The organism is Myxococcus llanfairpwllgwyngyllgogerychwyrndrobwllllantysiliogogogochensis (assembly GCF_006636215.1).
GTDB classification, from domain to species: Bacteria; Myxococcota; Myxococcia; order Myxococcales; family Myxococcaceae; genus Myxococcus; species Myxococcus llanfairpwllgwyngyllgogerychwyrndrobwllllantysiliogogogochensis.
Genome location: NZ_VIFM01000017.1, coordinates 59985 through 84425, shown reverse-complemented (window position 1 = coordinate 84425; position 24441 = coordinate 59985). Strand labels below are relative to the sequence as shown.

The 24441-nt window shown below is 68.8% G+C and carries 22 protein-coding genes; 15 read left to right on the top strand and 7 right to left on the bottom strand.

The window, feature by feature from the left end; translation table 11 throughout:
* Positions 1-213: alcohol dehydrogenase catalytic domain-containing protein (locus FJV41_RS06655; protein ID WP_181790450.1), on the bottom strand; the 213-nt coding region annotated here is incomplete at its 3' end.
* Positions 214-415: 202 nt separating this feature from the next.
* Between FJV41_RS06655 and FJV41_RS06650 the strand changes: the two genes are divergently transcribed.
* On the top strand, positions 416-3253 hold the full coding sequence (locus FJV41_RS06650) for an FG-GAP-like repeat-containing protein (RefSeq protein ID WP_438616732.1): 2838 nt from the start codon (positions 416-418) through the stop codon (positions 3251-3253).
* A 66-nt stretch (positions 3254-3319) separates the two neighbouring features.
* Here FJV41_RS06650 and FJV41_RS06645 read toward each other — a convergent pair whose 3' ends face one another.
* Positions 3320-3691 (bottom strand): hypothetical protein, encoded by a 372-nt coding sequence (locus FJV41_RS06645; protein WP_141641561.1) that lies wholly within the window; start codon positions 3689-3691, stop codon positions 3320-3322.
* A 92-nt stretch (positions 3692-3783) separates the two neighbouring features.
* A complete protein-coding gene (locus tag FJV41_RS53110) occupies positions 3784-5736 on the bottom strand; it encodes an eCIS core domain-containing protein (protein WP_220137835.1) in 1953 nt (650 codons plus the stop codon).
* 654 nt (positions 5737-6390) lie between these two features.
* Between FJV41_RS53110 and FJV41_RS52105 the strand changes: the two genes are divergently transcribed.
* Entirely contained in the window at positions 6391-6978 is a 588-nt protein-coding gene (locus tag FJV41_RS52105; RefSeq protein WP_181790448.1) for a tail fiber domain-containing protein, read from the top strand.
* 14 nt (positions 6979-6992) lie between these two features.
* Here FJV41_RS52105 and FJV41_RS06630 read toward each other — a convergent pair whose 3' ends face one another.
* Complete coding sequence (locus FJV41_RS06630) at positions 6993-7817, bottom strand: J domain-containing protein (protein WP_246137046.1); 825 nt, start codon at positions 7815-7817, stop codon at positions 6993-6995.
* A 523-nt stretch (positions 7818-8340) separates the two neighbouring features.
* Between FJV41_RS06630 and FJV41_RS06625 the strand changes: the two genes are divergently transcribed.
* Positions 8341-9378 carry a hypothetical protein gene (locus FJV41_RS06625; RefSeq protein ID WP_246137045.1) on the top strand — a complete coding sequence of 346 codons (1038 nt, stop codon included), beginning with the start codon at positions 8341-8343 and terminating at the stop codon, positions 9376-9378.
* Between the two features lie 87 nt (positions 9379-9465).
* Here FJV41_RS06625 and FJV41_RS06620 read toward each other — a convergent pair whose 3' ends face one another.
* Together FJV41_RS06620 and FJV41_RS06615 are read right to left on the bottom strand one after the other, a co-directional pair.
* Positions 9466-10746 carry a lipid-binding SYLF domain-containing protein gene (locus tag FJV41_RS06620; RefSeq protein WP_141641558.1) on the bottom strand — a complete coding sequence of 427 codons (1281 nt, stop codon included), beginning with the start codon at positions 10744-10746 and terminating at the stop codon, positions 9466-9468.
* Between the two features lie 7 nt (positions 10747-10753).
* Complete coding sequence (locus FJV41_RS06615) at positions 10754-11428, bottom strand: lipid-binding SYLF domain-containing protein (protein WP_141641557.1); 675 nt, start codon at positions 11426-11428, stop codon at positions 10754-10756.
* Between the two features lie 163 nt (positions 11429-11591).
* Here FJV41_RS06615 and FJV41_RS06610 point away from each other — a divergent pair, with 163 nt between their 5' ends.
* The 5 genes from FJV41_RS06610 (at position 11592) to FJV41_RS06590 (ending at position 15880) form a co-directional block, all read left to right on the top strand.
* A complete protein-coding gene (locus FJV41_RS06610; RefSeq protein WP_246137044.1) occupies positions 11592-12029 on the top strand; it encodes a hypothetical protein in 438 nt (145 codons plus the stop codon).
* A complete protein-coding gene (locus FJV41_RS53515) occupies positions 12026-12514 on the top strand; it encodes a hypothetical protein (RefSeq protein WP_246137043.1) in 489 nt (162 codons plus the stop codon). The genes FJV41_RS06610 and FJV41_RS53515 overlap by 4 nt, the downstream gene beginning before the upstream one ends.
* A gap of 90 nt (positions 12515-12604) precedes the next feature.
* Positions 12605-12787 (top strand): hypothetical protein, encoded by a 183-nt coding sequence (locus FJV41_RS06600; RefSeq protein WP_141641556.1) that lies wholly within the window; start codon positions 12605-12607, stop codon positions 12785-12787.
* 405 nt (positions 12788-13192) lie between these two features.
* Positions 13193-14023, top strand: a complete 831-nt coding sequence (locus FJV41_RS06595) for a hypothetical protein (protein WP_246137042.1) — start codon at positions 13193-13195, stop codon at positions 14021-14023.
* Between the two features lie 225 nt (positions 14024-14248).
* Positions 14249-15880 carry a peptide-N4-asparagine amidase gene (locus FJV41_RS06590; RefSeq protein WP_141641555.1) on the top strand — a complete coding sequence of 544 codons (1632 nt, stop codon included), beginning with the start codon at positions 14249-14251 and terminating at the stop codon, positions 15878-15880.
* Positions 15881-15935: 55 nt separating this feature from the next.
* Here FJV41_RS06590 and FJV41_RS06585 read toward each other — a convergent pair whose 3' ends face one another.
* Positions 15936-17345 (bottom strand): DUF6896 domain-containing protein, encoded by a 1410-nt coding sequence (locus FJV41_RS06585; RefSeq protein ID WP_141641554.1) that lies wholly within the window; start codon positions 17343-17345, stop codon positions 15936-15938.
* 117 nt (positions 17346-17462) lie between these two features.
* Between FJV41_RS06585 and hflX the strand changes: the two genes are divergently transcribed.
* The 7 genes from hflX (at position 17463) to FJV41_RS06550 (ending at position 24426) form a co-directional block, all read left to right on the top strand.
* The gene (gene hflX / locus FJV41_RS06580) at positions 17463-18998 is read left to right on the top strand and encodes a GTPase HflX (protein ID WP_141641553.1); all 1536 of its coding nucleotides are present in this window, start codon (positions 17463-17465) and stop codon (positions 18996-18998) included.
* Positions 18999-19370: 372 nt separating this feature from the next.
* Positions 19371-20570, top strand: a complete 1200-nt coding sequence (locus FJV41_RS06575) for an MDR/zinc-dependent alcohol dehydrogenase-like family protein (RefSeq protein ID WP_141641552.1) — start codon at positions 19371-19373, stop codon at positions 20568-20570.
* Entirely contained in the window at positions 20567-21358 is a 792-nt protein-coding gene (locus FJV41_RS06570; protein WP_141641551.1) for a DapH/DapD/GlmU-related protein, read from the top strand. The genes FJV41_RS06575 and FJV41_RS06570 overlap by 4 nt, the downstream gene beginning before the upstream one ends.
* Positions 21355-22413, top strand: coding sequence for a 3-oxoacyl-ACP synthase III family protein (locus FJV41_RS06565; RefSeq protein ID WP_141641550.1), 1059 nt, complete (start codon positions 21355-21357; stop codon positions 22411-22413). The genes FJV41_RS06570 and FJV41_RS06565 overlap by 4 nt, the downstream gene beginning before the upstream one ends.
* Before the next feature lie 17 nt (positions 22414-22430).
* On the top strand, positions 22431-22667 hold the full coding sequence (locus FJV41_RS06560) for an acyl carrier protein (protein WP_141641549.1): 237 nt from the start codon (positions 22431-22433) through the stop codon (positions 22665-22667).
* Positions 22664-23419: an SDR family NAD(P)-dependent oxidoreductase gene (locus FJV41_RS06555; RefSeq protein WP_181790446.1), complete on the top strand. Its 756-nt coding sequence runs from the start codon at positions 22664-22666 to the stop codon at positions 23417-23419. The genes FJV41_RS06560 and FJV41_RS06555 overlap by 4 nt, the downstream gene beginning before the upstream one ends.
* Positions 23416-24426 carry a 3-oxoacyl-ACP synthase III family protein gene (locus tag FJV41_RS06550; RefSeq protein ID WP_141641547.1) on the top strand — a complete coding sequence of 337 codons (1011 nt, stop codon included), beginning with the start codon at positions 23416-23418 and terminating at the stop codon, positions 24424-24426. The genes FJV41_RS06555 and FJV41_RS06550 overlap by 4 nt, the downstream gene beginning before the upstream one ends.
* Positions 24427-24441: the final 15 nt, after the last annotated feature.

Here is a 24441-nt window from a genome sequence, read left to right as displayed (position 1 = left end):
AGAGCCAGCCACCCCCGCGCCCTCGTGACCGAGCACCGCCGGAAAGGGGAACCTCCCCGCCCCCGCCCGGTAGGTGAGGTCCGTGTGACAGATGCCACTGGCTGTCACTCGAACCCGCAGCTCATCCGCGCCAGGCCCGTCCAGTTCGACCTCGTCGAGAATGAACGGACCACCCACCGCTTGAACCAGCGCCGCACGCACCGGAAGACCCATGGGGCCGCATTATTGGCACTTTGCCAATGAAGCCGCCACCGACACCCGGCCCAATGGCAGGCGCCCCCCCTGAAACACCTACTCCGAGTTCAGTTCTGACTCACTTGCGGTGATTTCTTACAGTCCCCTATAGAACGGACTCACTGGAAAAACAAACCAAGGACGGAACATATCTATGACAAGCACGCCCCAAGGGAAGTGGATGTGGCACGCGAGACAGTGCGCTCGGCTGTCGGTCACAGGACTTCTGGCGTTGGCCGCCAGGGGTGAGGCCGCGCTCCCCGTCTCGCCGGAAGCCGGGTCGCCAGGCGAGGTCGCCGCGCTGGCGAACGGCCAGTGCCAGGTCCAGCCCCCCTTCGACCCGAACTTCGAGCCGGAGCTGGAGTGGGCCTGGAGTTCGAGCACCGTCATGCCGACCCACGTCCAGGTGATGATGACGCCCATCGTCGTGGAGGTGAACGGGGACGGTGTCCCGGACGTCGTCTTCAGCTCCTTCGAGGGCAGCAACTACACCACCAATGGCGTGCTGCGAGCGCTGAGCGGCGCGGATGGCAGCGAGCTGTGGACGGTGACGGACCCGGCCCTGCGCGTGCGCGGCGCCGCGAGCGTGGCGGGCGCGGACATCGACGGGGACGGACTGGTGGAGCTGTGTGCCATCCCGGAGAGCGGCGCGGGGTTGCTCTGCTTCGAGAACACGGGTGCCTACAAGTTCCGGACGACGGCTTCCCAGAACAGTTGGGGCGGTCCCTCGTTCGCGGACCTGGACGGCGACGGCACGGTGGAGATCCTCAACGGCCACCACGTCTTCCGCAACACCGGGGCGCTGAGGTGGGCGGGCACGGACACCAACAACGGCCCCCAGGGACCCATCTCGTTCGCGGCGGACATCGACGGTGACGGACTGCAGGAGGTGGTCAACGGTCGGTCCATCTATCGCCACACCGGCGTCCTCAAGTGCCGGAACACCACCATCGGCAACGGGCTTTCGGGGGTGGGCAACTTCGACGCGGACTCGAACGGGGAAATCGTCGTGGTCAGCGGCGGCAGCGTCCATCTGATGGATGACGACTGCACCCTGCTCTGGAGTCAGACGATTCCCGGGGGCGGCAGCGGTGGCGCGCCCAACATCGCGGACTTCGACGCGGACGGGCTGCCGGAAATCGGCGTGGCGGGAGCCAGCCGCTATGCCGTCTTCGAGTCCGACGGCACCGTCAAGTGGGCCAGCCCCACCCAGGACAACAGCTCGAACGTGACGGGCTCGTCCACCTTCGACTTCGAGGGCGACGGCCGCGCCGAGGTCGTCTACGCCGACGAGGTCCGCCTGCGCATCTACGACGGCGCCACGGGCACGGTGCGCTTCGAGGTCGCGCACGCCTCCGGGACGACATACGAGAACCCCCTCATCGTCGACGTGGACGCGGACGACAACGCGGAAATCGTCGTCGCGTCGAACAACTACGGCTTCCCGGGGCCCGCCGGCATCCGCGTGTTCAGAGACCGCAAGGACGGCTGGGTGAACACGCGTCGCATCTGGAACCAGCACGCGTACTCGGTCACGAACGTGAACGACAACGGCACCATCCCCGCGCACCCCATCGCCAACTGGCGCACGCCGGGGCTCAACACGTTCCGCGCCAACAGCCAGGGCACGGGCACCACCAGCCCCTACGCCGCGGCCGACGTGACGGTGACGGAAATCACCTCGTCGTGTGACACGACCAACGGGGCGCTGACCCTGCATGCCCGCGTCACCAACCAGGGTGACGCTGCGACCTCCGCGGGCCTGCGCGTGGCCTTCTACCAGGGTGCCCCCACCTCCGGCGGCACGCTGCTGGGCGTGGGCATCCTTCCCACCGTGCTCTCCGCTGGTAACAGCGCGATGGTGAGCGCGACGCTCGCCTCGGCCTCTGGAGGAAACACGGTGGTCTTCGCCCGGGCGGACGATGACGGCACCGGCACGGGCCGCGAGACGGAGTGCATCGAGACCAACAACGCGGGCAGCGCGCCCGTCAACCTCACCTGCATCGCCATCATTCCGCCCGTGGCCATCTGCCGCCACGTATCCGTCAACGCGAGCGCCACCACCTGCTCCGCACCGGCGAACGTGGACAACGGAAGCTATGACCCGAACCAGCACCCCGGGCCCTTCTCCGTGTCGCAGTCGCCAGCGGGCCCCTTCGGCCTTGGAACACACTCCGTCACGTTGACGGTCTCCGACGGGCAGGACACCGACACGTGTACGGGCACCGTCACCGTGGTCGACGTCACCCCGCCCGTCATCGCCTGTCCGCCCGAGCGCATCGTCGAGGCCACCGGGCCTGGCGGAGCCTTCGTCACGCCCGGGGCGGCCACCGTCTCCGACGCCTGCGGTGCGCAGGCCAGCGGTCCGGCCGCCGGCACCTATCCGCTTGGAACGACGGCGGTGACGTACACGGCCACCGACGCCGCGGGCAACAGCGCGTCCTGCACCACGGCCATCCACGTGGTCGACTCCGCGGGCACGCCGCCCAGCCTCATCATGTGCGATGTGCCGCGCTACACGTCCGCCGCGCAGGTGAAGGCGTGCGGCTGGGCCACCGCCAGCCCTGGTGGTGCCCCCATCAGCGTGGTGCTGCTCTCCATCGACGGGGGCGCGCCGGTGCGCCTCACGCCTGACGCCGGAGGCGGACACGTCGTCCAGTGGTTGAGCCTGGCGGAAGGACACCACACCCTCACGCTCACTGTCATCGCCACCGATGGACGCATCGCCATCGCGAGCCGGCAGGTGACGGTGGATCGCACCGCGCCCCTGCTTCGCGTCGTCGCGCCGAATCCCGGGGAGGCGCAGCCGCGGACGGTGAACGTCATCACCGAGGTGACGGACCTCACGTCGGTCCAGGTGACGGCCAACTGGGTCAACTCCACCACGGTCGGCGCGGGGACGAACCTCGCGACCATCCCGGTGACGTTCTCCGGCCCCGGCTCGCATCTGGTCCTGCTGAGAGCCACGGACGCCGCGGGCAACACGGCCGAGCAGGTCATCCAGGTGCTGGTCGAGTAGTGCTGTCCCGGGCGCTCCGTGGAGAAAGTGGGCCACGGAGCGCCTGAGTCCGACCTGTCAGCGCCCTCACTCAGCGGGCGCGCCGAGCAACTCCTGGATGCGTGAGGCATTGACGGGGTCCCTGCCCCGCGCGGCCTCGAGCGCCGCGCGGCCCTGCTCCACATCTCCGGCCTGGCGCCAGGCGCTCCAGGCATTCGCGTAGCAGACACGCCGGTTGTAGGCCATGACGTCCCAGGCGGGCGCGCCCTCTTCCTGGAGCAGCGGCTCCGAGGCGCGCAGGAAGTCCCGGGCCGCGCTGGCGTAGTCGCCCGACTCGTATGCGGCGACGGCCTGCTCGTAGACTCGCTCGGAGGCCTCCTGGCGCGCCGCGCGCTCGGAGGCATCCGCATCCGTGCCGGTGGGATAACCCAGGCGCTCTTCCAGCAAGGGTGGCCCCATGTCGTCCTCCTTCGTCCAAGTGGTTCGGTGCCCCTGGCACGCCAGGACCGGGCAGAACACGACACCCATCAGGGCCAGCAAGAGCGCGCGACTCACTTCGTGTAGTCGCCGTTCTGGAAGAAGTCGTGGATGGGCAGGTAGTTCGTCTGGAGGAAGGCCGGATTCGTGAGCCACAGCGAGTAGGCCTCCGCGTAGAACTCCTCGGGACTGTGGGGCCAGTTGTCGCGAGCGTACTTCGTGAAGGGAACGATGTTGTGGGCCTTCACCACATCCACGAAGCGCTGCAGTCGCAGCGAGCGCCCTCGGGTATGGGCGAGCTCACGGGCCGCTTCCCTCCAGGCATCCTGCGAGGTGAGCACCGACGCATAGGTCACGAGCGCGGGGTTCGCCGCGTTCGCGGTCCGCAGCGCGTCACGTGCGGCGGTCCGCGCGGAGAACGCGGCGAGCAGGGTCTTGTCCAGCGCGTCCAGGTCGCTGCTCGCCGGAGCCTGCGCCACGTAGGCATCCAGGGCGGCGACGGTGGCGGTGATGGCGGAGCGGAACGCGGCACTCTCCGTCTGGTCCGCGGGGGCGAAGGCCGCCGCGGCGGTCGTCGCGGTGGTGAGCTCGGCCTGGGCCTGCGTGCGCTGCGTGCTCAACGCGGTCTTGAGCAAGGCGATGGTCGCGGCTGGGACCTGGACGGCATCCAGCGCGGTCTGGCGTGTGCGGACGGTCCGGAGCGCCCGGTCATAGGTCGCCCGCTGCGCAACCACCGTCGGCCGGAGCGACTGCGTCTCCGACTGGCGACCCGCGACCCGTGCACGCTCGTAGCGCTCCACGGTTGGATTCAGCGCCGCGACAGCCTTGTTCTGGTCCACGACGGCCTCCGCGTGCCGCGCATGCAGCGGACGCGCGACCTGGACCTCCACGGCGTGACCGACCTCGTGAAGGATGGTTCCATAGCTGGCGGGCCGGGGGTTCGCGGCCTCTCCCAGGAAGCGGGTGTTCGCGGCGAACGCACCATCCGCCAGCTTGAGCGTGGCCCGGCTCGGTGGTGCCGTGGAGCCCTGCGGCACCGCGCCTCCCCTGGAGAACTCGCCCGCGCGTCCGTTGGGGAGCGCCTGCATGCGCACCAGGTCGACGTCCTTCAAGGCCGCGACATCCGTCGCGGGCAACAGGGCGAGGGCCGCGGCAACATCGCTCAGATGGGCGGCGGTCCAGGTGCTGTCACCATTGACGACCTTGAGGCCAAAGGTCGTGGTGAGGTGCGCATTCACCACGGGGTCGGCGAGCTGTGGGGACGGTGGGACAGCGGCCCTGGAGAGCAGTTCGATCCGGGCATTGCCCGTGGCGTCGATGGCGACGCGCACCAGTCCCCTGGGTGAAGGAGTCGTGCTGCCCGGCGGCGGTGGCCACCCCAGCGGGACGGACTGGGTCAGCACCGTGTCCCAGCGGTCCCTGCGGCTCATCTGCCACAAGAAGTACTGAAGGAAGATGAGCGCGTCGACGCTCGTGCCAGCACCCGACACGGTGGCACTGAGGATGTCTCCCTTCTTGATGCGCGCGTCGAGCAGTGCCCGGGTGCTGGCGACGGTGTGCCCCGGAGGAAGCGGACTGGAGGTGTACTCCGTCAAATCGAAGAGGGGTGCGCGAAGCACCACGGCCGGGCTCCGAGGAGCCCCCGCTGCGTGCGCCAGCTCATGCCACAGCAGCTCCCTCCCCGCGGGAGTCTGGGGCGCGTACTGCCCCGCACGGAAGACGACGTCCCTGCCAGAGGTGAACGCGCGCGCGCCCGCGGCCCGTGCGAGGCGGTGCGCTTCCGGGCCGTCATGCAGCTTCACCGAAGCCAGCGAGCCACCGAAGCGCCGCTCCGCATCAGCCCGCAGGGCTGGAGGCAGCGGCTGTCCCTGATGCCCCCGGAGCGCACTCTCCAGCCCCGTGGGCGCCCTCGCCTCACAGCCGCTCCCACCGACAGGAGGAAGGAGGCTCAGCTTGCCGAAGTCGTGTCCCAGTCCGGAGGGCGTGCCACTCACCGGCTCCAGCTCCGTGCGTGGCGCGGGTGGCACCACGCTCGCCCAGGAAGTGCCCCCGGACACTTTCGACGAAGAAGCCGTCGAACCCTCCCAGGTCCTCATTGACTGGCGTGCCATGCCAAAGACTGTGACACCTGGATGGATTCAGGCGCAAGTCAATCACCCTGGAGGCTGAGCCGTCCCCACATTCCCGCGCGGCGCCATAAATCCAGACACTCTAAAGAAAGACAAAAAACTAGAGCTCCTCCCTCCCAATCCTATCCTGCCCCGCCCAAGCCTCTCATCCCCAAGGAGAACCCAGTGAGAACCCTGCAAGGATTCACAAGCATTCGCGGCGCGCTGCTGTCCCTGCTGCTCTGCGGCAATGCATTGGCGCAGGCCTTGGTCGGCACAAGCCTGTCCGTCAGTGCTCCACAACTGACCAGCAACAGCAGCGCGAGCGGCTCACTCACCGGCTCCGTGAATGGCTCGACGGCCCGGGGGGCGACCTATCTGTTCTTGAACTATGAGTCCGCCATGGCTGCCAGTGGAGGCCAGACAAGTATCTCCGCACAGACTCATACGGACCGCCTCGTGAGCAATGCCGTGGATTCCTTTGCCGTGTCGGTAGGTGGAGACTTCAGCACCACCGTGAACAACCCCGTCCCCGCATCGTCGTCGGCAAATGGGCCCTACTACATTGGAGGGATGCGAGCGTCACTCCTGGGCACGCTCAACAACACGACGCTCAACGGCGCCGCGGCGGCGGTCATCGGCAAGGACTACATCAACAACCCCATCACCTACGCCGCCCATCTCACGGGCAAGAGCTACTTCAGCGACGGCATCTTCGTGGCCAGCGGCGCCAGCACCAGTGGCATCGCCGCGCGGTTCAACGGAGACGTCCTTGCCTCGGCGTACTACACCTTCTCGGACGCGCGCCTGAAGAAGGACATCCGCCCACTCCCAGAGGCGCTGGAGCGGCTCATGCAGCTCCAGCCAAAGACCTATTCCTATTCAGGGCCCGCGAGCGCGCTGTCCACGCGACACGGCGAGGAGATGGGGCTGGTGGCGCAGGAGGTGGAGAAGGTCTTCCCGCAGCTCGTAAAGCAGACCTCGTTGAGAGATGCATCGGGCGGAGTCGTGGGTGAGTACAAGGCGGTGGACTACGCCAGCCTCATCCCCGTGCTCGTCAAGGGCATGCAAGAGCAGCAGGACGTCATCCAGGCGCAACAAGCGCGACTGCTCCAGCTCGAAGCGGCCGTGCAACGGTTGAGCTCTCCCGGCAAGCGATAGGCCACGACGCGGCTTCAGGGGCGCGACTGCTTCCGCACCTGCTCCCAGGCCTCGATGATGCGGCGCGTTTCTTCCTGGGCCAGGGCCTGAAGCTTCGGCCCCAACTGGGCGACCTTGTCCGGATGGTATTGCGCCACCAGCGCGAGGTACGCCCGCTTCACGTCGGGCAGCGGAGCGCCGGGTGAGACCCCGAGCACTTCCCACGCGGTGGGAGGTGTCTCGGCGGGTGGCTCGGCGGGCTCCTCGGGCTCCTCGGGAGGACCCTCGCGCGCCTCGTCTCGAGGTCGAGGCGCCTCTTCCTCACCCACCGGGTCGAAGCCCTCGGCGCAACCCGCGCACAACAACCGCTCCTGAGCCTCACCACCGTCCTGGGTGACGACGCGGACGTCACAGCAGTCGCCGCACACCACGTGGTGACACCGCTCACAGCGCGCGGCCGACGCGGCCTCCTCCAGCCCTACTCCGCACCTGGGACAGTCGTCGGGGAGCGGGGCCTCTTCTCCGCAGCGCACGCAGAACGCCCAGCCCTGGTCGAGCCGCACCTCACACTCGTCGCACTCCAGGCTCCCTTCATGCTCCCAGTGCTTCTCCTCGCCGCACCAGGGACAGAAGGGCATCAGCCACGCCAGCTTGCCCGTGCACTCCGGAGCATCACAGTCGAAGTCGAGCCGATACCCACGGGCGACGGGCCTCGGCGCGTTCTCTTCCTCGAACGACTCGCCACACGCCCAGCAACAGTTGAAGTCCCGGTGGGAGGGCGCGCCACAGGCCTCGCAAGAGGGGTTGCCGTGCTCACTCTTCCAGGAGACCTCGTCGCCACACGTCGGACAGAACGCCATGCATGGCTTCACGTCACCGTGGGTGCAACTTTCCCGTGCGGTTCGCCTCGCGCGCTCACGCTGTCCTCGCGGCGCGGGAAAGGGCGGTGTCTCACCCCGGTCCATCAACACATCCCACAGGCAGGAGCGACACACCCGCCCCTTCACCTGCACACCCGCCTGAGCCGAAGTGCCCGCGCGTGCCCGGAAGTCCGTCGCGTCAAGGACTTGCGTGCTGAGACACGTCTCACACACAGCGTCGCCACATGACTCACAGCGTCCCGCCAGGCGCCGGCTGCCGAAGCCCAGCAACCCGGCCGTCAGCGTCTCCATGCAGCACGGACAGGCTCGCATGCACTTCCTTCACCGGGAGAGGCCCCTACATGGAGCCCGTAAGTGGACGGCCCTCCTGCATGCCCGAGTCCAGAGACGAGGTCCAGAAAGCAACCCCTCACTCCGACATGTCACAAAAGCTTGGATTGTCAGTGACCCATGCGACTGGTGTATGGGGGACGCCTCACGCCACACCCCTGAGGAGTCATCCATGCGTCGTCTCGGTTCAGCCTTGCTTTCCGCCAGCCTGCTGGTCGGCTGCGGTCCCACCACGTCCCCCGAGCCTTCCTCCGAACCGTCGTCGACGGAGGCGCCCAAGGACCAGGTCGCCCCCCTCACGACGACCAATGTCGACCTCGCGCCCGAGTGCCAGGGCCTGCTCACCTTCGTGAACACCGCCGCGCCCGCGACGCTGGACGCGTATCTGCCCAGCGACGTCGTCCTCAACCTCGTCAGCCGCCGCTCGACGGCGCCCTTCGTGACGTTGGCGGAGGTCTCCGGCGTCCACCTGGTCGGCCCGGTCCGTCTGACGCAAATCGAAAGCGGCGCGCGCTCGCTGGGCTACATCACCAGCAGCTGCGTGGGCATCCTGGACGAGCTCGCGCTCTCCACCGATGACGCCGCGGCGGTGGTCTCCCTGGTCAACACCGTGAACGCCGGCACGCTGTACGCCATCCTCCCCTACGCGTGGAATGGCGCCACGACCCTGCTCGCCCTGCGCCCGTTCACCTCGGTGCAGGCCATCTCCAACGCGTCCGGCATCGGCGCGGCGAGCCTGCGCACCCTGCGCAACGCCGCCACCCAGGGCTACGACCTGGAGGTCCTCGTCTCCACGGTGAACGCCGTGCCGGAGAGCAACTGGACGGTGAAGATGGACCTCTCGTTCGACATCGAGGACGTGATGGCGGGCGCGCACGGAAATGACCGGCTGGACTACGCCACGTGCTTCGGCATCGACCCCGCCACCTTCCCGAACTCGCGCTTCACCAACCGCCCGAACCTGGCCAACGCCGCCGAGGTCCACAGCTACGTCGCGAGCGCCGCCAGCACCGCCCAGTACCACGGGCAGATTCCGGCCAGCATCGTCACCAACGGCCTGTCGGACCTGGACTCGCGCACCGCGGGCGGCACGTTCAAGGGCTGCCACCTCGGCTACGACGACGGCCCCTGGGCCGGCATCCAGGTCCACTTCTTCGTCAACGTCGCCACCGGCTTCCGCATCCTGACCGTCCAGCACTGGGTGGAGTGATTCACCCCTGAAGTCCCCCCAGGCCCTCGTCACCGGGCCTGGGGGCTCCGGTGCGAGAAGCGAGGGGCCTCGCGCATGCGGACTGCTTCAGGTCTTCGCGTGCGTGGGGTTCGCGCCCGCCTTCTTCGTGCTCCTCGCACCGCCTGGGCCCCTCTTCGGGCTCGCGCGCTTCGCGGTGGGGCGGGAGGTCTTCGCCGCCGCGGACCGCCCCGAGGTCTTCCGTCCCCGCGCGGGGGCGTTCTTGCGCGGGACGCGCGCCTGCTCCGCCACCTCGGGCGTACCGCCACTCCTGGCACGGCTGACCCTGTCGCCGACCGACTTCGTCACGCCGCTGAGCGACTTCCTCGCCCGGGCGAGGACCTGACTTTCACCAATCGAGTGGGACAGCGACTTCACCTTGCCGGACGCCGAGGACAAGGCACGTCGCTCGCGGTCTGAGACCGGGAGCAGCGCGGCTCCCGCGATTCCCGCGGCCAGCGTGGTGAGTCCTATCGCGACCGCATGCGCCCCCATCTGGTCCGCGGCCCATGTTCGGGCCTGGCCCGCTCGCGCCTGAATCTCCCTTCCGCTCGGCACCCGCTCGCGCAGGTGCTCCACGGTCTGCCGGCCTCGCTCACCAACCTTCTGGACGGCCGCCCGAGCGCGCTCGCTGACCTTGCGCGAATCGGCGCCCGAAATCCGACGTCCCAAGGCAGAGGGGCCCTCCAGCCCCTTCCGCCCCGACTTGCTCGCCTGCGCCTTGGCCATCATGTTCTCCCTGGTTCCGTTCGCCCTCGGAGCCGACGTTCGCGCCCTTGAAAAAGCTAGGGATGGCAGGCCCTCACGCAACACACCTCCCCGGGTGAGGACCGCTGGCACGAAGAAGAGTCGCTGCATCCCGAGCCCCACGCCCGCCCACAAACCACCGCGCGTGGCCAGCGCGACGGCCGTACTGCCTTTCGGGCCGCGGGCCCACGCCACGCCCGCCTTGACCAGGGTCACCGCGCCGCCGAGCGCCAGGCCAGTCCTCCCTTTCTTCAGCCGCTCGAAGGCTTCACGGTCCTCGAAGAGGATGACCTCGGAGGAGGTCTGTCCCCCCAGTTGCACGCCGAGCGTCAACTGGACCAGCGCCGAGTACCCCACCAGTCGCCCCCGCACGAAGACCTCGCCCAGTCCCCAGACACCGCCGAGGACCACGCTGCCCTGTCCCAGGGAGGGAAAGACGACACAGGCATGGGCGCGAGCTCTCGCCCGGGCGAACTCGGGCGAGCGCGCTTCCAGTTTGCGCAGCGTCGCCAGGACGTCCCGGTGGAGCCGCCCATGGACAGCCAACTCCTTGCGCGCGAGCGCCAGCACCCGCCGCGCGAGCTTGACGAGCGTCTCTCGCATGCGTGCCTCAGCTCTGCGGAGAGGACCGGGCACTGGCACGCGTCTTCAAGAGCCGGGTCACCAGCATCGCCGCGGTCGACAGTCCCGTCGCCAGGGCCGCAGGGTGGCGCGGCGTCCGAGGCAGCCAGCCACTCCTCTCTCCGTTGGAGCGCTCGTCCGGGGAGCCTTGATCCGCCTTCTGGCCCTCATCGCCGTTCACACGGGCCGGCGCATTGGAGGGGGGAATGAACGTGAACTTCTGTCCGCCCAGCGAGGCCTCGAGCAGCATCCCCCCGCGTGAGTAGGCGTGGGCGGTGCATTTCGCGTAGTTGGTGGTCCCCGACGCCGCGGCCTTGAGGATGACCGCCGAGGCATTGGCGGCGAAGGCCACCTTGCCACCCTTGAAGGCTTCGATGGCGTCCCGGTCCTCGAAGAAGATGACCTCGCTCAGCGTCTGTCCTCCGATCTGCACACCGATGGTCATCTGGGAGAGGGTCGCGAAGCCGATGGGCTTGCCCTTCTCGAACACCTCTCCATGGCCGTAGGAGCCTCCCAGCACCAGCGACGCCCGCCCCAGCGAGGGGAAGACGGCGTACCCTCGCACCCGCTGGAACTCCTTCTCCAGCTCCGGATTCTTTTGCTTGAGCCGGTCCAGCGTCGCCACGACCTCTTCGTGCAGCGTCTTCTCCTGCTCCGCCTTCATATCGACCTCCAGGAGAAGAAAGGTGGCGATGACCGCATCCGCGCGGAACCGGCTGCTCGGACGAGCAGACACACCTTGCGCAGTCCGACTGCCCGGCCGAAGCGCGCGGTGCCTAACTTCGAGACATCCCCGCCGCCCGCGGGGAACAGAAGGAGGGCACGTCATGGGCTCGGCGAAGGCGAAGGGCGAGCGGCGGACGCGCGGCGATACGCAACGCCAGACACCCAGGAAGAGGCTGAAACGGCAGCCCTTGGAGCATGCGGCGGGATTCGCTCGCGACCGGGTCATCGAGCGGCTGGACGTTCAGCGCGGAGACCTCGCCCAGGCGTTGGAGGACGCGGCCCGAGGTCTGGAGCAAGCCACCCGGCGGACCCCCAGTCCCCTGTCTCAGCACATGCTCGAGACAGGCGAACGCGTGCTGCGTGGCGCCTCATCACGACTGGACCAGCACTCGGTCGGAGAGCTCATGGAGCACGCGGGGCGTCAGGTGAGACAGCGCCCCGGCTGGTTGATTTCGGGCTTGTTGGGAGTGGGGCTCATCGCCGGACGCGTGTTCCGCGCCAGCGGTGTGACGGATACCGAGGGGAGGGCCGAAACATGAAGAAGGCCGCGAACAAGAAGCAGGCACCCGCACGGGCGGACGACGGGCCTCCCCGGCGTGGGGCCCGGGAGAGCACCCTGGCGACCCTGCGCTCCGTTCAGCGAAAGGGACAGGCCGTCACGGGAACGCTCAAGGAGCGGATGCCGACCCGGGACGAGGCCCGTGCCCGTGTGGCCCAGGCCCGCTCCTGGACCGAGCGCACGGTGCGAGCCCATCCCGTGGGCCTCGGGTTGGGCGCCCTGGCCGTGGGCTTCCTCTCGGCCTCCCTCCTCCCCTCCTCCCACGCGGAGCGGCGGGCCTATACACGCGCGGCGGACAAGCTCCGAGGGCTCGCCGACGAGTTGGAGAGCTCCGGGCAGTTCGAGGACGCGGTTTCAAGCCTTCGGCGGATGGCCATCACGTCGGCGGCCGAGCGACTGACTGAAAAAGAACCCGACACCTCTCCCAAGCGCACGGCAAAGCGCGGCGAGCGAAAAGGCGGCTGACCGCGGGCAGCCTCGAAGCAGGCCAGCGCCTCAGGGGCGGCGCGGCTTGCTCGAACGCTTCCGACGAGGCCGGACGGGAGGCGACTCTCCATGAAGGCGTGGAGGGTCGGGCAGTCGCACCCCCACTCGCATTCCGGCTTCGAAAGGACCGTGGTGCTCGCCCGGCGCGAGGTGCGCGGGGAGCCCGACCCGGTGCGAGTCGTGGACGCGCCGCGCGTCGGGCGGCGCCCAGGTGCGCACTCGCACCCCCTGAAGGGCGTGGACTTCGAGTGAGCGTCCCTTCGCCTTCGCGCTGATGACCGCGTCGAGGTCGGAGTTCTCCGGGGCTTGCGTGGACGCCGAGTCGCCCCGCGTGCGCCGGGTCATGACTCGGTGCGAAGGGCCCTTCGAGGGTGTGGCCGTGCGCCCCGAGGGACGGCGACGTCGGGTGGGCTTGCCTCGACGTTCTGGCATGGGTTCTCTCCCGCTCCACACGTGGAGGCGTGACATTTCGCGGTGAGTCTCAAAGATAGGAAGGCCCCGCGGAGAGGCAGGGCCCGAGGCCCTCCTGTTCGAGAGGCCATGCCTGCGTCCGCCCGCGTCCCACGAGGCACCCAGACCCACCGGTCAGGGCGGACGACCCCGAGGATGACAGGTCGCGAGACGTCCCCAGGTTTGGGCCACGAGGGGGAGTCGACCGTGGCGAAATGGAATCCGTGGAAACGGGACGCGGAGAGGTCCGGCGCGAAGAAAGCCCGACGGGACGCGCCTTCGGGGAAGATCGGACGCCCGACGGGTGAGGTGACGCGCGAAGACACCCGCCACGTGCTCGCCGTGGCGGGCGCCGATGAAGGGCCTATCGAGACCACTCCTGACGTGCTGCTCGACGTGCCGACGGTGAAGGTGGACGAGATATCACTCGACGTGGAGAGACTGCACGCGCGGGTGGCCCTGCACGCGGAGCTCGCCAATCTGGTGAAGCTGGACGTAGGCGCGGAGGTGGACATCGACCGGGTGGCCTTGACCATCAAGGGCGTGGAGGCGCAGGCCCTGCTGAAGGTCCGGCTCCAGCGCGTCTATGAGATCCTGAATCGCGCCCTGCAGACGGTGGACAACAACCCGGAGCTGCTCGCAAGCCTTCTGCGCCCGGTAGGCCACGCAATCTCGGAGGTGGGAGAGGCCACCCACGAAACGCTTCGGCCCGGAGGCGCCATCTCCGAGGCGGTTCACGACGTCGGCGATGTCGCCAAGGGGGCCACTGGACCCGGAGGCGCGCTGACACGCGTCTTGGGAGACGTGGGTGGCACCGTGAAGGGCACGCTCGCTCCCGGCGGTGCGGTGGACGAAACGTTGAAGGGGACCCTGGGCCAGGACGGGGTGGTGGCGGGCGCCGGTCGCACGCTCGACCGGGCGCTGCAAGACGGCAAGCAGCGCCCCTCGAAGCGCAAGACACCCCGACACAAGCGCGGCCCTTCGAGCGGAGCGAAGAAGAAGCGTGTGGCCAACAAGGCGCGTCAACCGAAGCGCTGAGAAGCGCGACTCGCGCGTGGACGTTGATGACCCGAGCCGCGCGGCCATGGCCCTGATGACAGCGGCCCTGCTCGGAAAGCCCCTCGCCGGACGCGGGGGCCCGGGTGCCCTCGGCGCTCCGCGAGTGTCCGACACCGGGGCGGGTTCGCACCGGAAGCTCGCGCATTGCCCACGGCACCGGCGAGGCCTAGTCTCCACGGACTAACCGCCTACCAAGGAAAAGCCGTGCGTCCTTTCCCCGGAGCATTCGCCGCGGCAGTCCTCGCCCTCGGCGCGGCGCTGCCCGCGCTGGCCGTCGAGCCGCCCCCTGAGTTCGGTACGGATTGGGATGACCCTCGCACGGCCGTCCCCACGGTGGAGCGGCCGGCGACGGCGTCGTGCACCGTCCGAATCGTCGACGAGAAGTTCGACGACTTCACGCCCTTCACCGGCACCTTCACGCCGCCCGCGGACTGCCCGGGGCCGTGGCACAAGGTGGTGCTGCGCATGGAGGGCAAGGTCCAGGGCGTCCAGTACGACCGCCTGGGCCACCTGGAGGTGGGCGGCGTCACCCTGTTCAAGACGTCCACGCCCGAGCCGTCTCGCGAGGGAATCGCGTGGTCGGTGGAGAAGGATGTCACCGCCTACGCGCCGCTGCTGCGCCAGTCCCAGCCCGTGTGGATGCTGATTGGCAACGTGGTCAACGACACATACACGGGCGTGCTGGACGTGCAGGTGTACCTGACGTTCTACCCGGCGCAGGGACGGCGGTTGCCCCCGGCCAGCACCGCCAGCGACGTGCTTCCGCTCGTCAACCCGCGCCGGGAGGGAAGCGCGCTGGTGGGCGAGGTGACGGTGCCCCAGAACACCACGCGGCTCATCGCGGAGGTCTACGCGACGGGCTCGGGCGGTGGCTGCGAGGAGTTCTGGTACATCACCGCGCCCACCGTCGTGCCGTACTCGTGCCCCGCCGACGCGGGCCCGTACCGCGAGGTGCGGATTGAAGTGGATGGAAAGGTGGCGGGCATCGCCATGCCCTTCCCGCATGTGTACACGGGCGGCTGGTCCAACCCGTTCCTCTGGTACGTGCTGCCCGCGCCGCGCGCCTTCAACATCCGCCCCATCGCGTATGACCTCACCCCCTTCGTGGGCCTGCTGACCGACGGCCAGCCGCACCAGCTTCGGGTGAGCGTGCTGGGGGTCCCCGAGGGACGCCCCGGGTGGGATTTGCCCACCAACATCCTCGTCTGGCGGGATTCACACGCCGCGCGCGTCACGGGCGGACTGCTCCAGCACTCGCTGGGGGCGCTGACGAATGACTCGACGTACTCGCTGGTGGACGGCTGGCACCAGGTGGACACGCAAGGCGGCCAGCACCTGCGCGTGTCTGGTTACGTGAAGACCTCGCGCGGCTGGGAGCTGACGACGGTCGAGCAGAAGGTGTCCAACGCGAGCATGCACCGCTGGCTGGGCGACATGGAGAACCCGGACGAGCTCACCGCCACGTGGAATGACACCAACACCGTCACCGTCGTGGGTCGCGACCTCTTTCCGACGGTGAGCCGCTCCGACAAGCGCTTCGTGCTCGACGGGCTCATCAGCGTGACGCCCGAGAACCGGCTCACCACGACCATCACCATGAACGACGCGGAGGACGCGTTCGACCTCCGAGGTCTCCAGACGCTGGCGCACCGCGAGAGCAGTGACGTCTTCACCGGAGAGGCCGCGTACACGCTGGGCGTCCCCCGGGCGCAGCGCAACGCGGTGGGAACCTCCACGCATCGCTACCGGGTGAGCGGCTTCCCCGGCGACTGCTACGACCGGAGCATCTCCAGCCGCAACGGCTTCATCACCGAGGACGTCCAGCGCTGCGATTGAACCGTCCTCCAGCAGTGTCGCTCGGGACGGGACGCCCCTGGAGCCTGGGGGCGTCTCACCCTGGCTCGTGCGGTGTTTGAATCCGCGTCCGCTGGACCCAGGCGCGGGCCTTCTCGAGCTCGGCGTCGAACCAGCTGTCCGCGTTGGCGGCCATCACCTCCTCATGGGTGAAGCCGATCTCCGCGGTGGCGGGAGGCGGTTGCTGGCGTCCCCACCGCGCGGCGATGGCGCGGGCCCATGAGGACTGGCTCCGTGCGAGCGCGAGCTGGAGGTACTTGGAATCTCCCGCGTCCGACGCGGCGCGCTCCTGGAGGGCCGCGCTCAACTCCCGCTGACTCCACGGTGTGTCCAGGACACAGAGGACGGTGGCGATTCGCATCCGGCAATAGGGCACGGAGGAGCGCAGCGCGCGCCGCACCAACTCCAGGGCGTGTTCAGGCGCATGCTCCAGGGCCAGGAGCGCGAAGTCTCCGTCGAAGGGATTGCCTCCGTAGCCCTTCACCTTGTCCACCCGAGCGAAGGCGAGCACCGCCGCGAGCACCCTCTCCCGCTCGAACTGACGGCGAAGCAGGTACCTGGCGGCGGCATGGAGTGAATAGGGGTGATGCTCTTCCGGGGACAAGCGCTGGAGCAGCGCGAACACCGCGGGGCCTCCCGCGACGCCCGGCAGCGTGTCCAACCGCTCAATCGCATCTCCCATCGCCGAGGAGATGGGGCCGGAGAGGACTCGCGCGCAAGCCTGGACGAACGCGTCGGGAGGCAAGAGTTCCTGAAGCGCGGCCAGGGCATCACCCGCCGAGGTGGGGGCGGTCGTCCGCGCCAGGAGCCACTGCTTGCGTGCCTCCCGTGCCTCCCGCGCCCTCGCCGCGAACGTGCTGTCCTCCAGCGCCTCGAAGTCTCCGAGCAGGACGAAGCTCTGCTCGCGTGCCTGCCGCGAGCCGAGGTCCAGGGTTTCGGCTGCCTCGGCCAGTGCCTCCAGCTCCGGCGGGAGCCGGAAGACATGCTCACTGGTCGGGTGCCGCAGGAGCCCCTGGTTCTGGAGTTCCCGGATGGCGCTCACCACCAGGTCGCGGCCCGGAAGCAGGGCCATGAGACGGACCTCGGGAACCCCTGGCGCGGAGAGGGAGTGGAGGCGGGTCGCGAAGAAGTAGGGGTCGATGGTGGTCCCCTCGTCTCCGTGGAAATCGACGTCCAGGATTTCGCCAGCGCTGGAGAGGCAACAGCCGCGTCCATGGAAGTCGTACGTCCAGCCCTCGAGACCCGGGACGTCCCCATCCTCTTCGCCTTCGTCCCACTTCGGGGTGAGTCGCTCTTCGATGATACGGACGAGCCAGCGCTGACGGACGAGCTGGCGCATGAGGCAGACGAGGAGCCACGCGGAGGCTGGGCGAAAGGCAGGCGACTCGTCATCGCTCGCGGGCGCACGGCTCAGCAGGTCGCCAACCGTCTGGATGAGGTCTCTCATGGCATTTGTCGGACGGAGGTCGCCAGTCGCCTGCTCCCCCAGGCGACAGTCGCCTGGAACCGGGGAGGCAGGCCAGCTTTACCCCACCTGGGGCCTCACCGTGTTACGAGCATGCCCATGTCGAAGACCCCGCCAGTTGTTCGCCCCCGTGCCGTCCTCGTGGGCGTCCAGTTTCCCAGCGTGACGGACACGGAGCACGCCGCGGACCTCGCGGAGCTCAAGAGGCTGGTGCACACCCTGGGCTACGACGCCGTGGCGACGGTGTCCCAGCGCCGAGGGGCGCTGGCCACGGGGACGGTGCTCGGCAAGGGGAAGCTCAAGGACCTGGCCGCGCTCACCGGAGGGCCGGGAGTCATCACCTCGGGCGCCCGGGACCGGACCTCCAAGGCCCGAGCGAAGTGGGAGGCCGCCGAGGAGGACTCCGAGGCCGAGGAGACCTCCGAGGAAGGCACCGAGGCGACCGACTCCGAGTCGGAGGACACCGAGGCCGAGGACTCCGAGACGGAGGGCACTGAGACCGAGGGCACCGAGTCGGAGGACACCGAGGCCGAGGACTCCGAGACGGACGACTCCGAGGCCGAGGACGTCGACGAGGATGACGACGCCTCCGAGCCCGAGGAAGACGTCAGCGGGCCGCGCCCCACGGTGGTGGTCGTCGACCACGAGCTGTCGCCGAGCCAGTTGCGCAATCTGGAGAAGGCCACCGGCGCCCAGGTGATGGACCGCACGGGCGTGATTGTCGACATCTTCCACCGGCACGCGCGCAGCCACGAGGCGCGCATGCAGGTCGAGATTGCCCGGCTCACCTACCTCGCGCCCCGGTTGCGGGAGTCCTCGGGAGGCCGGGAGCGGCAGCAGGGGCGTGGCGCCGGAGACTCCGCCGTGGAGCTCGACCGGCGGAAGATCCGGGATCGCCTCGCGGAGCTGCGCGCGGGGCTCGCCGTCATCCAGAAGGAGCAGGACCATCGCAGGTATGCCCGCAGGGAGCAGCTCCGGGTGGCGCTCGTCGGCTACACCAACGCGGGCAAGTCCTCCCTGATGCGCGCCCTTACCGGGAGCGAGGTCCTGGTCGCCGACCAGCTCTTCGCCACGCTGGACACCACGGTGCGCGCGCTGCATCCAGAGACCCGTCCTCGCGTGCTCGTCTCCGACACGGTGGGTTTCATCCAGAAGCTGCCACACGACCTCGTGGCGTCCTTCCGCTCCACGCTGGATGAGGCGCTGGAAGCGTCGCTGCTGCTCTACGTGGTGGATGCGTCGGACCCGACCTGGAAATTGCAGTTGGAGGTCACCCGGTCCGTGCTGCGAGAGATTGGCGCGCACACCGTGCCGAGCAAGCTCCTGCTGAACAAGACCGACCGGCTGGACCAGGCGGCGCAGGATGCACTGCGCGCGGAGCATCCGGAGGCCGTGCTGCTCTCGGCCCATCGGCCGGACGACGTGGCGAAGCTCCGCCAGGTCATCATCCAGTTCTTCGAGGCGTCGATGGTGGAAGCCCACCTGGTGATTCCGTACGCCAGTCAGGGACGCATCGGCGAGGTGTACGAGCACACCACGGTGCTCAACGAGGAGTACGACGAGCACGGCCGGAAGCTCCGCGTGCGCGGTCTCCCCGCGGCGATCGCCAGACTCACGCAAGCATTCCAGGCGTGACGCTGGCGATGACCTGTCGCCGGTGACAGTCAGCGGTGACTGTCACTGGCAACGGTCCCAAGCGCCTGGCGCAAGCCACGCTCGCCCCCAGCCCCGTCGCGGCCGATGAGCGCCGCGCACAACCCGCTGAGCAGGGCCTCGTCACGACCCGTCGGATCCCCTGCCTCCCGTCGCTCCGTGAGCACGTCATCGGGGTGGCATCCGACGCCCCACCTGCGTTTTCTCCGCGCGGCGACATTCCCCACGACAACGGGGACTCGCGGCAGGAAGAGGCGCACCCCGGGCATTCTTGAGACATGAATCAGGATTCAACATCATCCCTCCACTTCGACGCGCTCGGCGACTCTCCCCCGGCGCATCACTGGAGCGGTCATGCAAGAGGCGCAGGCCTGGGTCCTTCATCGCGGAGAGAAGCAGCGGGACGGCAAGAGCGTCCCGGGTGAGCTGGTCCAGGAGTCCTTCATCATCCCGGACCTCGGTCCCGAGCACGTGCTCGCCGAGCCCCTCTATGGCTGCTGGGAGGGAAACATGGGGCACGCCCTCCAGCGCGTGCCCGTGGACATCTGTCGGCTGCGTCGGGAAGACAAGGTCGTCATCGGCAACGCGGGCGTCGTGCGCGTCCTTGAGACGGGCAGCGCCGTCACGCGGGTCCGCCCGGGAGACCTCTGCCTCGTGTTCTGCAACGCGGAGCAGGACGAGCATGGCTACCCGGTCAAGGTCCTCGCCTACGACGCCAGCCACACCATGGGCCTGCTAGCCCGGAGGACGCGGCTCCCCGAGCGCGTGCTCGTCCCCATTCCACGAGACACCCGGCACTCGCTGAAGCAGTGGGCCGCGTTCTCCCTGCGCTACATCACCGCCTGGTCCAACTGGCGACTCGCCTACGGGTGCTGGCGCTTGCAGGTCAGCGAGTCGGACTGCCCCGCGCCCTTCGTCGTCGGCTGGGGCGGCGGCGTCTCCTATGCGCAGCTCCGACTGGCCCGGTACGCCGGGTGTCGGGTGGCCATGGTCGCCTCCCAGGACGAGCGCCTGCGACGCCTCGCCTCCGTGGACATCATCCCCATCGACCGGCGCGAGTTCCCCGACCTGATGCTGGACCCGGCCCTCTTCGCTTCGGACTCCGGCTACCGCCAGCGCTACACCCAGTCGGAGAAGCGCTTCCTCGCGAGAGTGAAGGAGGCGGGACGTGGCCAGGACGTCTCCATCTTCCTCGACCACATCGGCGCGCCCCTCTTCCAGGCCACACTGAAGGCGCTCGGCCGCCAGGGCGTGATTGCCACCGCGGGCTGGAAGCTCGGCGCGGAGCTCATCGACCTCTCGCGGTCCACCGAGTGCACCAAGCGGCACCAGCACATCCACACCCACTACGCGCGCTACTCGGAGGCCGTGGCGGCGGTGGGCTTCGCGGAGGAGATGGGCTGGCTCCCTCCTGTGGACGGCGAGCGCGTCTACACCTGGGAGGAGATTCCCCAGCTCGCGCGTGACGTCGAGGAGGCCCGCGTCGCTTCCTACTTCCCCCTCTTCCAGGTCAACCCCGAAGCGCCGAGCCCCGTCCACCAGGAGGCCGCGTGACCCAGGACGCGACGGACGCGCTCGCCACCGCGAGGCAGCGGTTCAAGCACCAGTCCCGCGCCTTCGGCCTCGCGCGAGTGCTCCTCGTGGACCTCATCACGATGGCATTCGCCCTGCCGCCGGGCCTCGTGGCGTGGTGGTCATGCCTGCTCTTCCTGCGCTGGAGCTGGGACAGGCCCGGGTTCGCCGCGTGGGCGCTGCTGGCGCCCGGAGTCCTCGCGGGAGTCTTCCTGGCGACGTGCTGGCTCATGCGCCTGTGCATCCCTCGCATGCGGCCGGGCACCTACGCGATGGAGCTGTCCCGGGACTACCTCGCCTGGTACTCGGTCCTCTGTCTGGGTCACGCGGTGCGCATCTGCGGACTCCAGCCGTTCTTCTTCACGTTCTACGTCACCAAGTATCTGTACTGGCGGGCCATGGGGGCCCGCATCGCGTACGGGGTGAACTCGTCCCTCTTCGCCATCCTCGCGGACTACCCGCTGCTCACCATCGGCAAGGGCTGCACGATGGGCGCGAATGTCTTCGTCCTCGGCCACGTGTTCCTCGGCGACAAGGTGCAGCTGGGCGAGGTGAACATCGGCGACAACGTGTTCCTCGGAGCCGGCGCCATGGTGGGGCCCCGGACGACCATCGGCGCGAGGAGCTGGATTGGCATCAACAACAAGCTCTTGAAGGACACGCTGCCGGAGGACTCTCGTCTCGAGAACTTCGAGTGGGAGCACTTCAACCCGGCCCGTGCGCAGGTGACGCCAGCTCCCCAGGCTCCCACCGAAGCGAGCGCGCCATGAAGGTGCTGGAGCCACGCCTGGGCATCCAGGTGCTGGGCCATGGCCGTTCGTGGCCTGGAACGCGGACCGTGTCCAACGCGGAGCTGCTCGCCCGGGACACCGAGCAACACGGCCGCTCCGCCCAGACGCTGGAGGCGCTCGGCCGGAAGCTACAAGCGCGACTGGGCTTCGGCCAGAGATACCTCGCGAGACTGCCCGGAGCGCTCCCGGGAGAATCGCCCCTCGCCCCAGGAGACGAGGAGACCAGCGAGTCCCTCGCGCTGACGGCGACCCGGCGCGCACTGGGGGGCCACGGCGGCGCCGACATCGAAGCGCTGATTCATGGCACCACCACGACGAGCCGCTACACGGGCTCGCAGGCCGCGGCCATCCTGGGACGGCTCGACAGTCACGCCGCGGCCTATGAGCTCAAGGCGGGGTGCTCCACGTCCCTGGCCAGCCTGCACCTCGCGATGTCCTTGCTGGGCAGCGGCTACAACAACGTGATGGTGAGCTGCGCGGAGACGCTCTCCAAGGTGATGAACCCGGCCCTCAAGGAGACCTGGTTCATCCTCGCGGATGGGGGCGCGGCCCTGTGGCTGCGCCGTGAGCCGACCTCGCCCGACTTCGAGGTTCGCCAGTGCCTCTACGCCACCGACGGAACGCTGGTGGACCTGTACACGACGCCGGGGAGACTGCCTCCCGATAGGAACGTCCTGGAGCAGGGGGGCTACGCGATGGCGGGAGATGGCACCCGGCTTCGCGAGGAGGCGCTGCGACGCTATCTGGAGATGCTCCGCGCGATGTTCCCTGGCGGCCAGGGGCTGGCGCGAGTCCGCTGGGTGGTGGCCCACCAAATCAACCGCAAGCTCATCGAGCAGGTCTGCGCGGAAGGAGGACTCCAGGCCCGCCTCGTCTGGAGCGCGGACCGCGTCGGCAATATCGGCGGCGCCTCCGTCCTCTTCTCGCTGTCGGAGGCGCTGGAGCAGGGACTGTTCGCGCCGGGGGACTCGGTGCTGCTGATGAGCGTGGGCGGAGGACTGTCCTTCGCCATGCAGCACTGGGTGAAGCAGTGAACCGGGGGAGCCCAGACATGGACCTGCTCGAACGCATCAAGAAGGCCCTGCGCATCGCCGGCATGGAGGAGCTTCCCTCGGACACCTCCGAGCCCCTGGCCGCGTACGGAATGGACAGCTTGCTGATGGTGCTCGGCGTCGCGGCGCTGGAGAAGGAACTGTCGCTGCGCATCTCCGGGCGGGACTTCTCCGAGCAGGCGTTCCACAGCCTCGACTCCCTGACCGCATGGCTGCGAAAGCTGGGCGCCACATGAGGGTCCTCATCACGGGAGGCGGCTCCGACATCGGACGCTCCATCGCTCGACGACGGCTCGCCCTGGGTGACGAGGTGTTCGTGACGGCGTCCTCGGAAGCCTCGCTGGAGAAGCTGCGGGCGCGGTATCGAGACGACGGGCTGAAGGCCCAGGGGCTGGTGCTGGACCTCACCGCGCCCGGACGCAGCGACGCGGCTCTGGAGGGACTGCTCGCCCAGGGCCTCCAGGGACTGGTGCTGAATGCCTGGACTCGGCGCCCTCCCCTGCACCGCTTCCATGAACTTCCCCAGGCGGCGCTCGAAGAGGATGTCACCGCGAACCTGATGGGCAACGTCTGGCTGCTGCGCCGCCTGTTGCCGTCCATGGTCGAAGCCCGCTGGGGCCGCATCGTCTTCATCTCCAGCATCTCCACCGTCAGCGGCACGGGGCGCTATGGCGCGTACATCCTGTGCAAGTCCGCGCTGGAGGGGCTGATGCGCAACCTCGCGGTGGACTACGGCGCGTTCAACGTCCTGAGCAACACCGTGAGGCTGGGGCTCTTCAAGACGACGCGGACGAAGAAGTACTGGTCCAGGCCCCTCTACGTGGAGCGGATGGGCGGCGTCATTCCGCAGGGGGAGTTGGGGGAGCCCGCGCACGTCGGTGAAGCGCTCGACTCCCTGTTGTCCGCGCACCAGTACATCAACGGCGCGGTGTTGGACGTCACCGGGGGCCTCCCCATGTTCCGACTGGAAGGAGTGTTGAAGCCATGAGCTTCTTGAAGCCCACCGCACCGGTGTACCTGCTCGGACCCCGCTCGTGGCTGCCCGCGAGGGTGATGACCAATCAGGACGTGCTCGACTGGATGGGGACTCGGGCGCGCCCCAGTTGGATTACCCACAGGACCGGCGTCGAGAAGCGGCACTGGGTGGAGCCGGAGCAGGCGTGCAGCGACATCGCGGCGGCGGCGGCCCTGCGGCTGCTGGAGGACTGCGCCATCGACCGCCGACGAATCTCCCAGCTCTTGCTGGCCACCGTGTCGGGTGACTTCCCCACCCCGCCGACCTCGCCACTGGTCCTCCCCAAGCTGGGACTGGATGGCATTGGCGTGCTGGACCTGGTGGCCGCCTGCGCGGGCTTCACCAGCGCCGTCCATGTGGGAGCAGGACTCGCGCTGGCCACGGGGAGCGACCACCTGGTCATCGCCGCGGACATCCGCTCCAAGTTCCTCAACCGCGAGGACCTGGCGACCACGGCCCTGTTCGGTGACGGGGCCGCCAGTTGTCTGGTAACTCCGCGCCCCGAGCAGGCCGACTATCAGCTCGTGGCGAGCGAGCTGGGTGCGGACGCGTCCATGGCGGACATCATCGCCATCCGTGCCGGAGGCTCCCGCCTTCCCCACCACCTGAACGATGACCCGACCAAGGTCTTCCTGAAGATGGAGCACGGGGCCACGCTGTTCATGAAGGGTGTGGACAACATGTCGGCGGGCGCGGCGTCGCTGCTGCGGCGGCTGGGCATGAGCGTGGCCGACGTGGACTGGTTCGTCCCCCATCAGGCCAACCTGCACCTCATCCGGGCCATCACCGACAAGCTGGGGGCGGACCCCGCGAAGGTGGTGGAGACGGTCCAGTTCACAGGCAACACGTCGGGAGCCAGCGTGGGCATCGCGCTCGCGCACCTCCAGGAGAAGCTCCCACTGCGCTCAGGGCAGAGCGTCCTGCTCATCTCCGCGGGTGCGGGAGGCGCGTCCGCCTGCGCGCTGCTCAAGCGCCTCTAGCCACGGAGCGGACGC

Coding starts and splice junctions, on each gene's coding strand:
- FJV41_RS06650 (WP_438616732.1), top strand. CDS start 416: ATGTGGCACGCGAGACAGTGCGCTCGGCTGTCGGTCACAGGACTTCTG.
- FJV41_RS06645 (WP_141641561.1), bottom strand. CDS start 3,691: ATGGGGCCACCCTTGCTGGAAGAGCGCCTGGGTTATCCCACCGGCACG.
- FJV41_RS52105 (WP_181790448.1), top strand. CDS start 6,391: ATGCGAGCGTCACTCCTGGGCACGCTCAACAACACGACGCTCAACGGC.
- FJV41_RS06630 (WP_246137046.1), bottom strand. CDS start 7,817: ATGGCGTTCTGTCCGACGTGTGGCGACGAGGTCTCCTGGAAGAGTGAG.
- FJV41_RS06625 (WP_246137045.1), top strand. CDS start 8,341: ATGCGTCGTCTCGGTTCAGCCTTGCTTTCCGCCAGCCTGCTGGTCGGC.
- FJV41_RS06620 (WP_141641558.1), bottom strand. CDS start 10,746: ATGCGAGAGACGCTCGTCAAGCTCGCGCGGCGGGTGCTGGCGCTCGCG.
- FJV41_RS06615 (WP_141641557.1), bottom strand. CDS start 11,428: ATGAAGGCGGAGCAGGAGAAGACGCTGCACGAAGAGGTCGTGGCGACG.
- FJV41_RS06610 (WP_246137044.1), top strand. CDS start 11,592: ATGGGCTCGGCGAAGGCGAAGGGCGAGCGGCGGACGCGCGGCGATACG.
- FJV41_RS53515 (WP_246137043.1), top strand. CDS start 12,026: ATGAAGAAGGCCGCGAACAAGAAGCAGGCACCCGCACGGGCGGACGAC.
- FJV41_RS06600 (WP_141641556.1), top strand. CDS start 12,605: ATGAAGGCGTGGAGGGTCGGGCAGTCGCACCCCCACTCGCATTCCGGC.
- FJV41_RS06585 (WP_141641554.1), bottom strand. CDS start 17,345: ATGAGAGACCTCATCCAGACGGTTGGCGACCTGCTGAGCCGTGCGCCC.
- hflX (WP_141641553.1), top strand. CDS start 17,463: ATGTCGAAGACCCCGCCAGTTGTTCGCCCCCGTGCCGTCCTCGTGGGC.
- FJV41_RS06575 (WP_141641552.1), top strand. CDS start 19,371: ATGCAAGAGGCGCAGGCCTGGGTCCTTCATCGCGGAGAGAAGCAGCGG.
- FJV41_RS06565 (WP_141641550.1), top strand. CDS start 21,355: ATGAAGGTGCTGGAGCCACGCCTGGGCATCCAGGTGCTGGGCCATGGC.
- FJV41_RS06560 (WP_141641549.1), top strand. CDS start 22,431: ATGGACCTGCTCGAACGCATCAAGAAGGCCCTGCGCATCGCCGGCATG.
- FJV41_RS06555 (WP_181790446.1), top strand. CDS start 22,664: ATGAGGGTCCTCATCACGGGAGGCGGCTCCGACATCGGACGCTCCATC.
- FJV41_RS06550 (WP_141641547.1), top strand. CDS start 23,416: ATGAGCTTCTTGAAGCCCACCGCACCGGTGTACCTGCTCGGACCCCGC.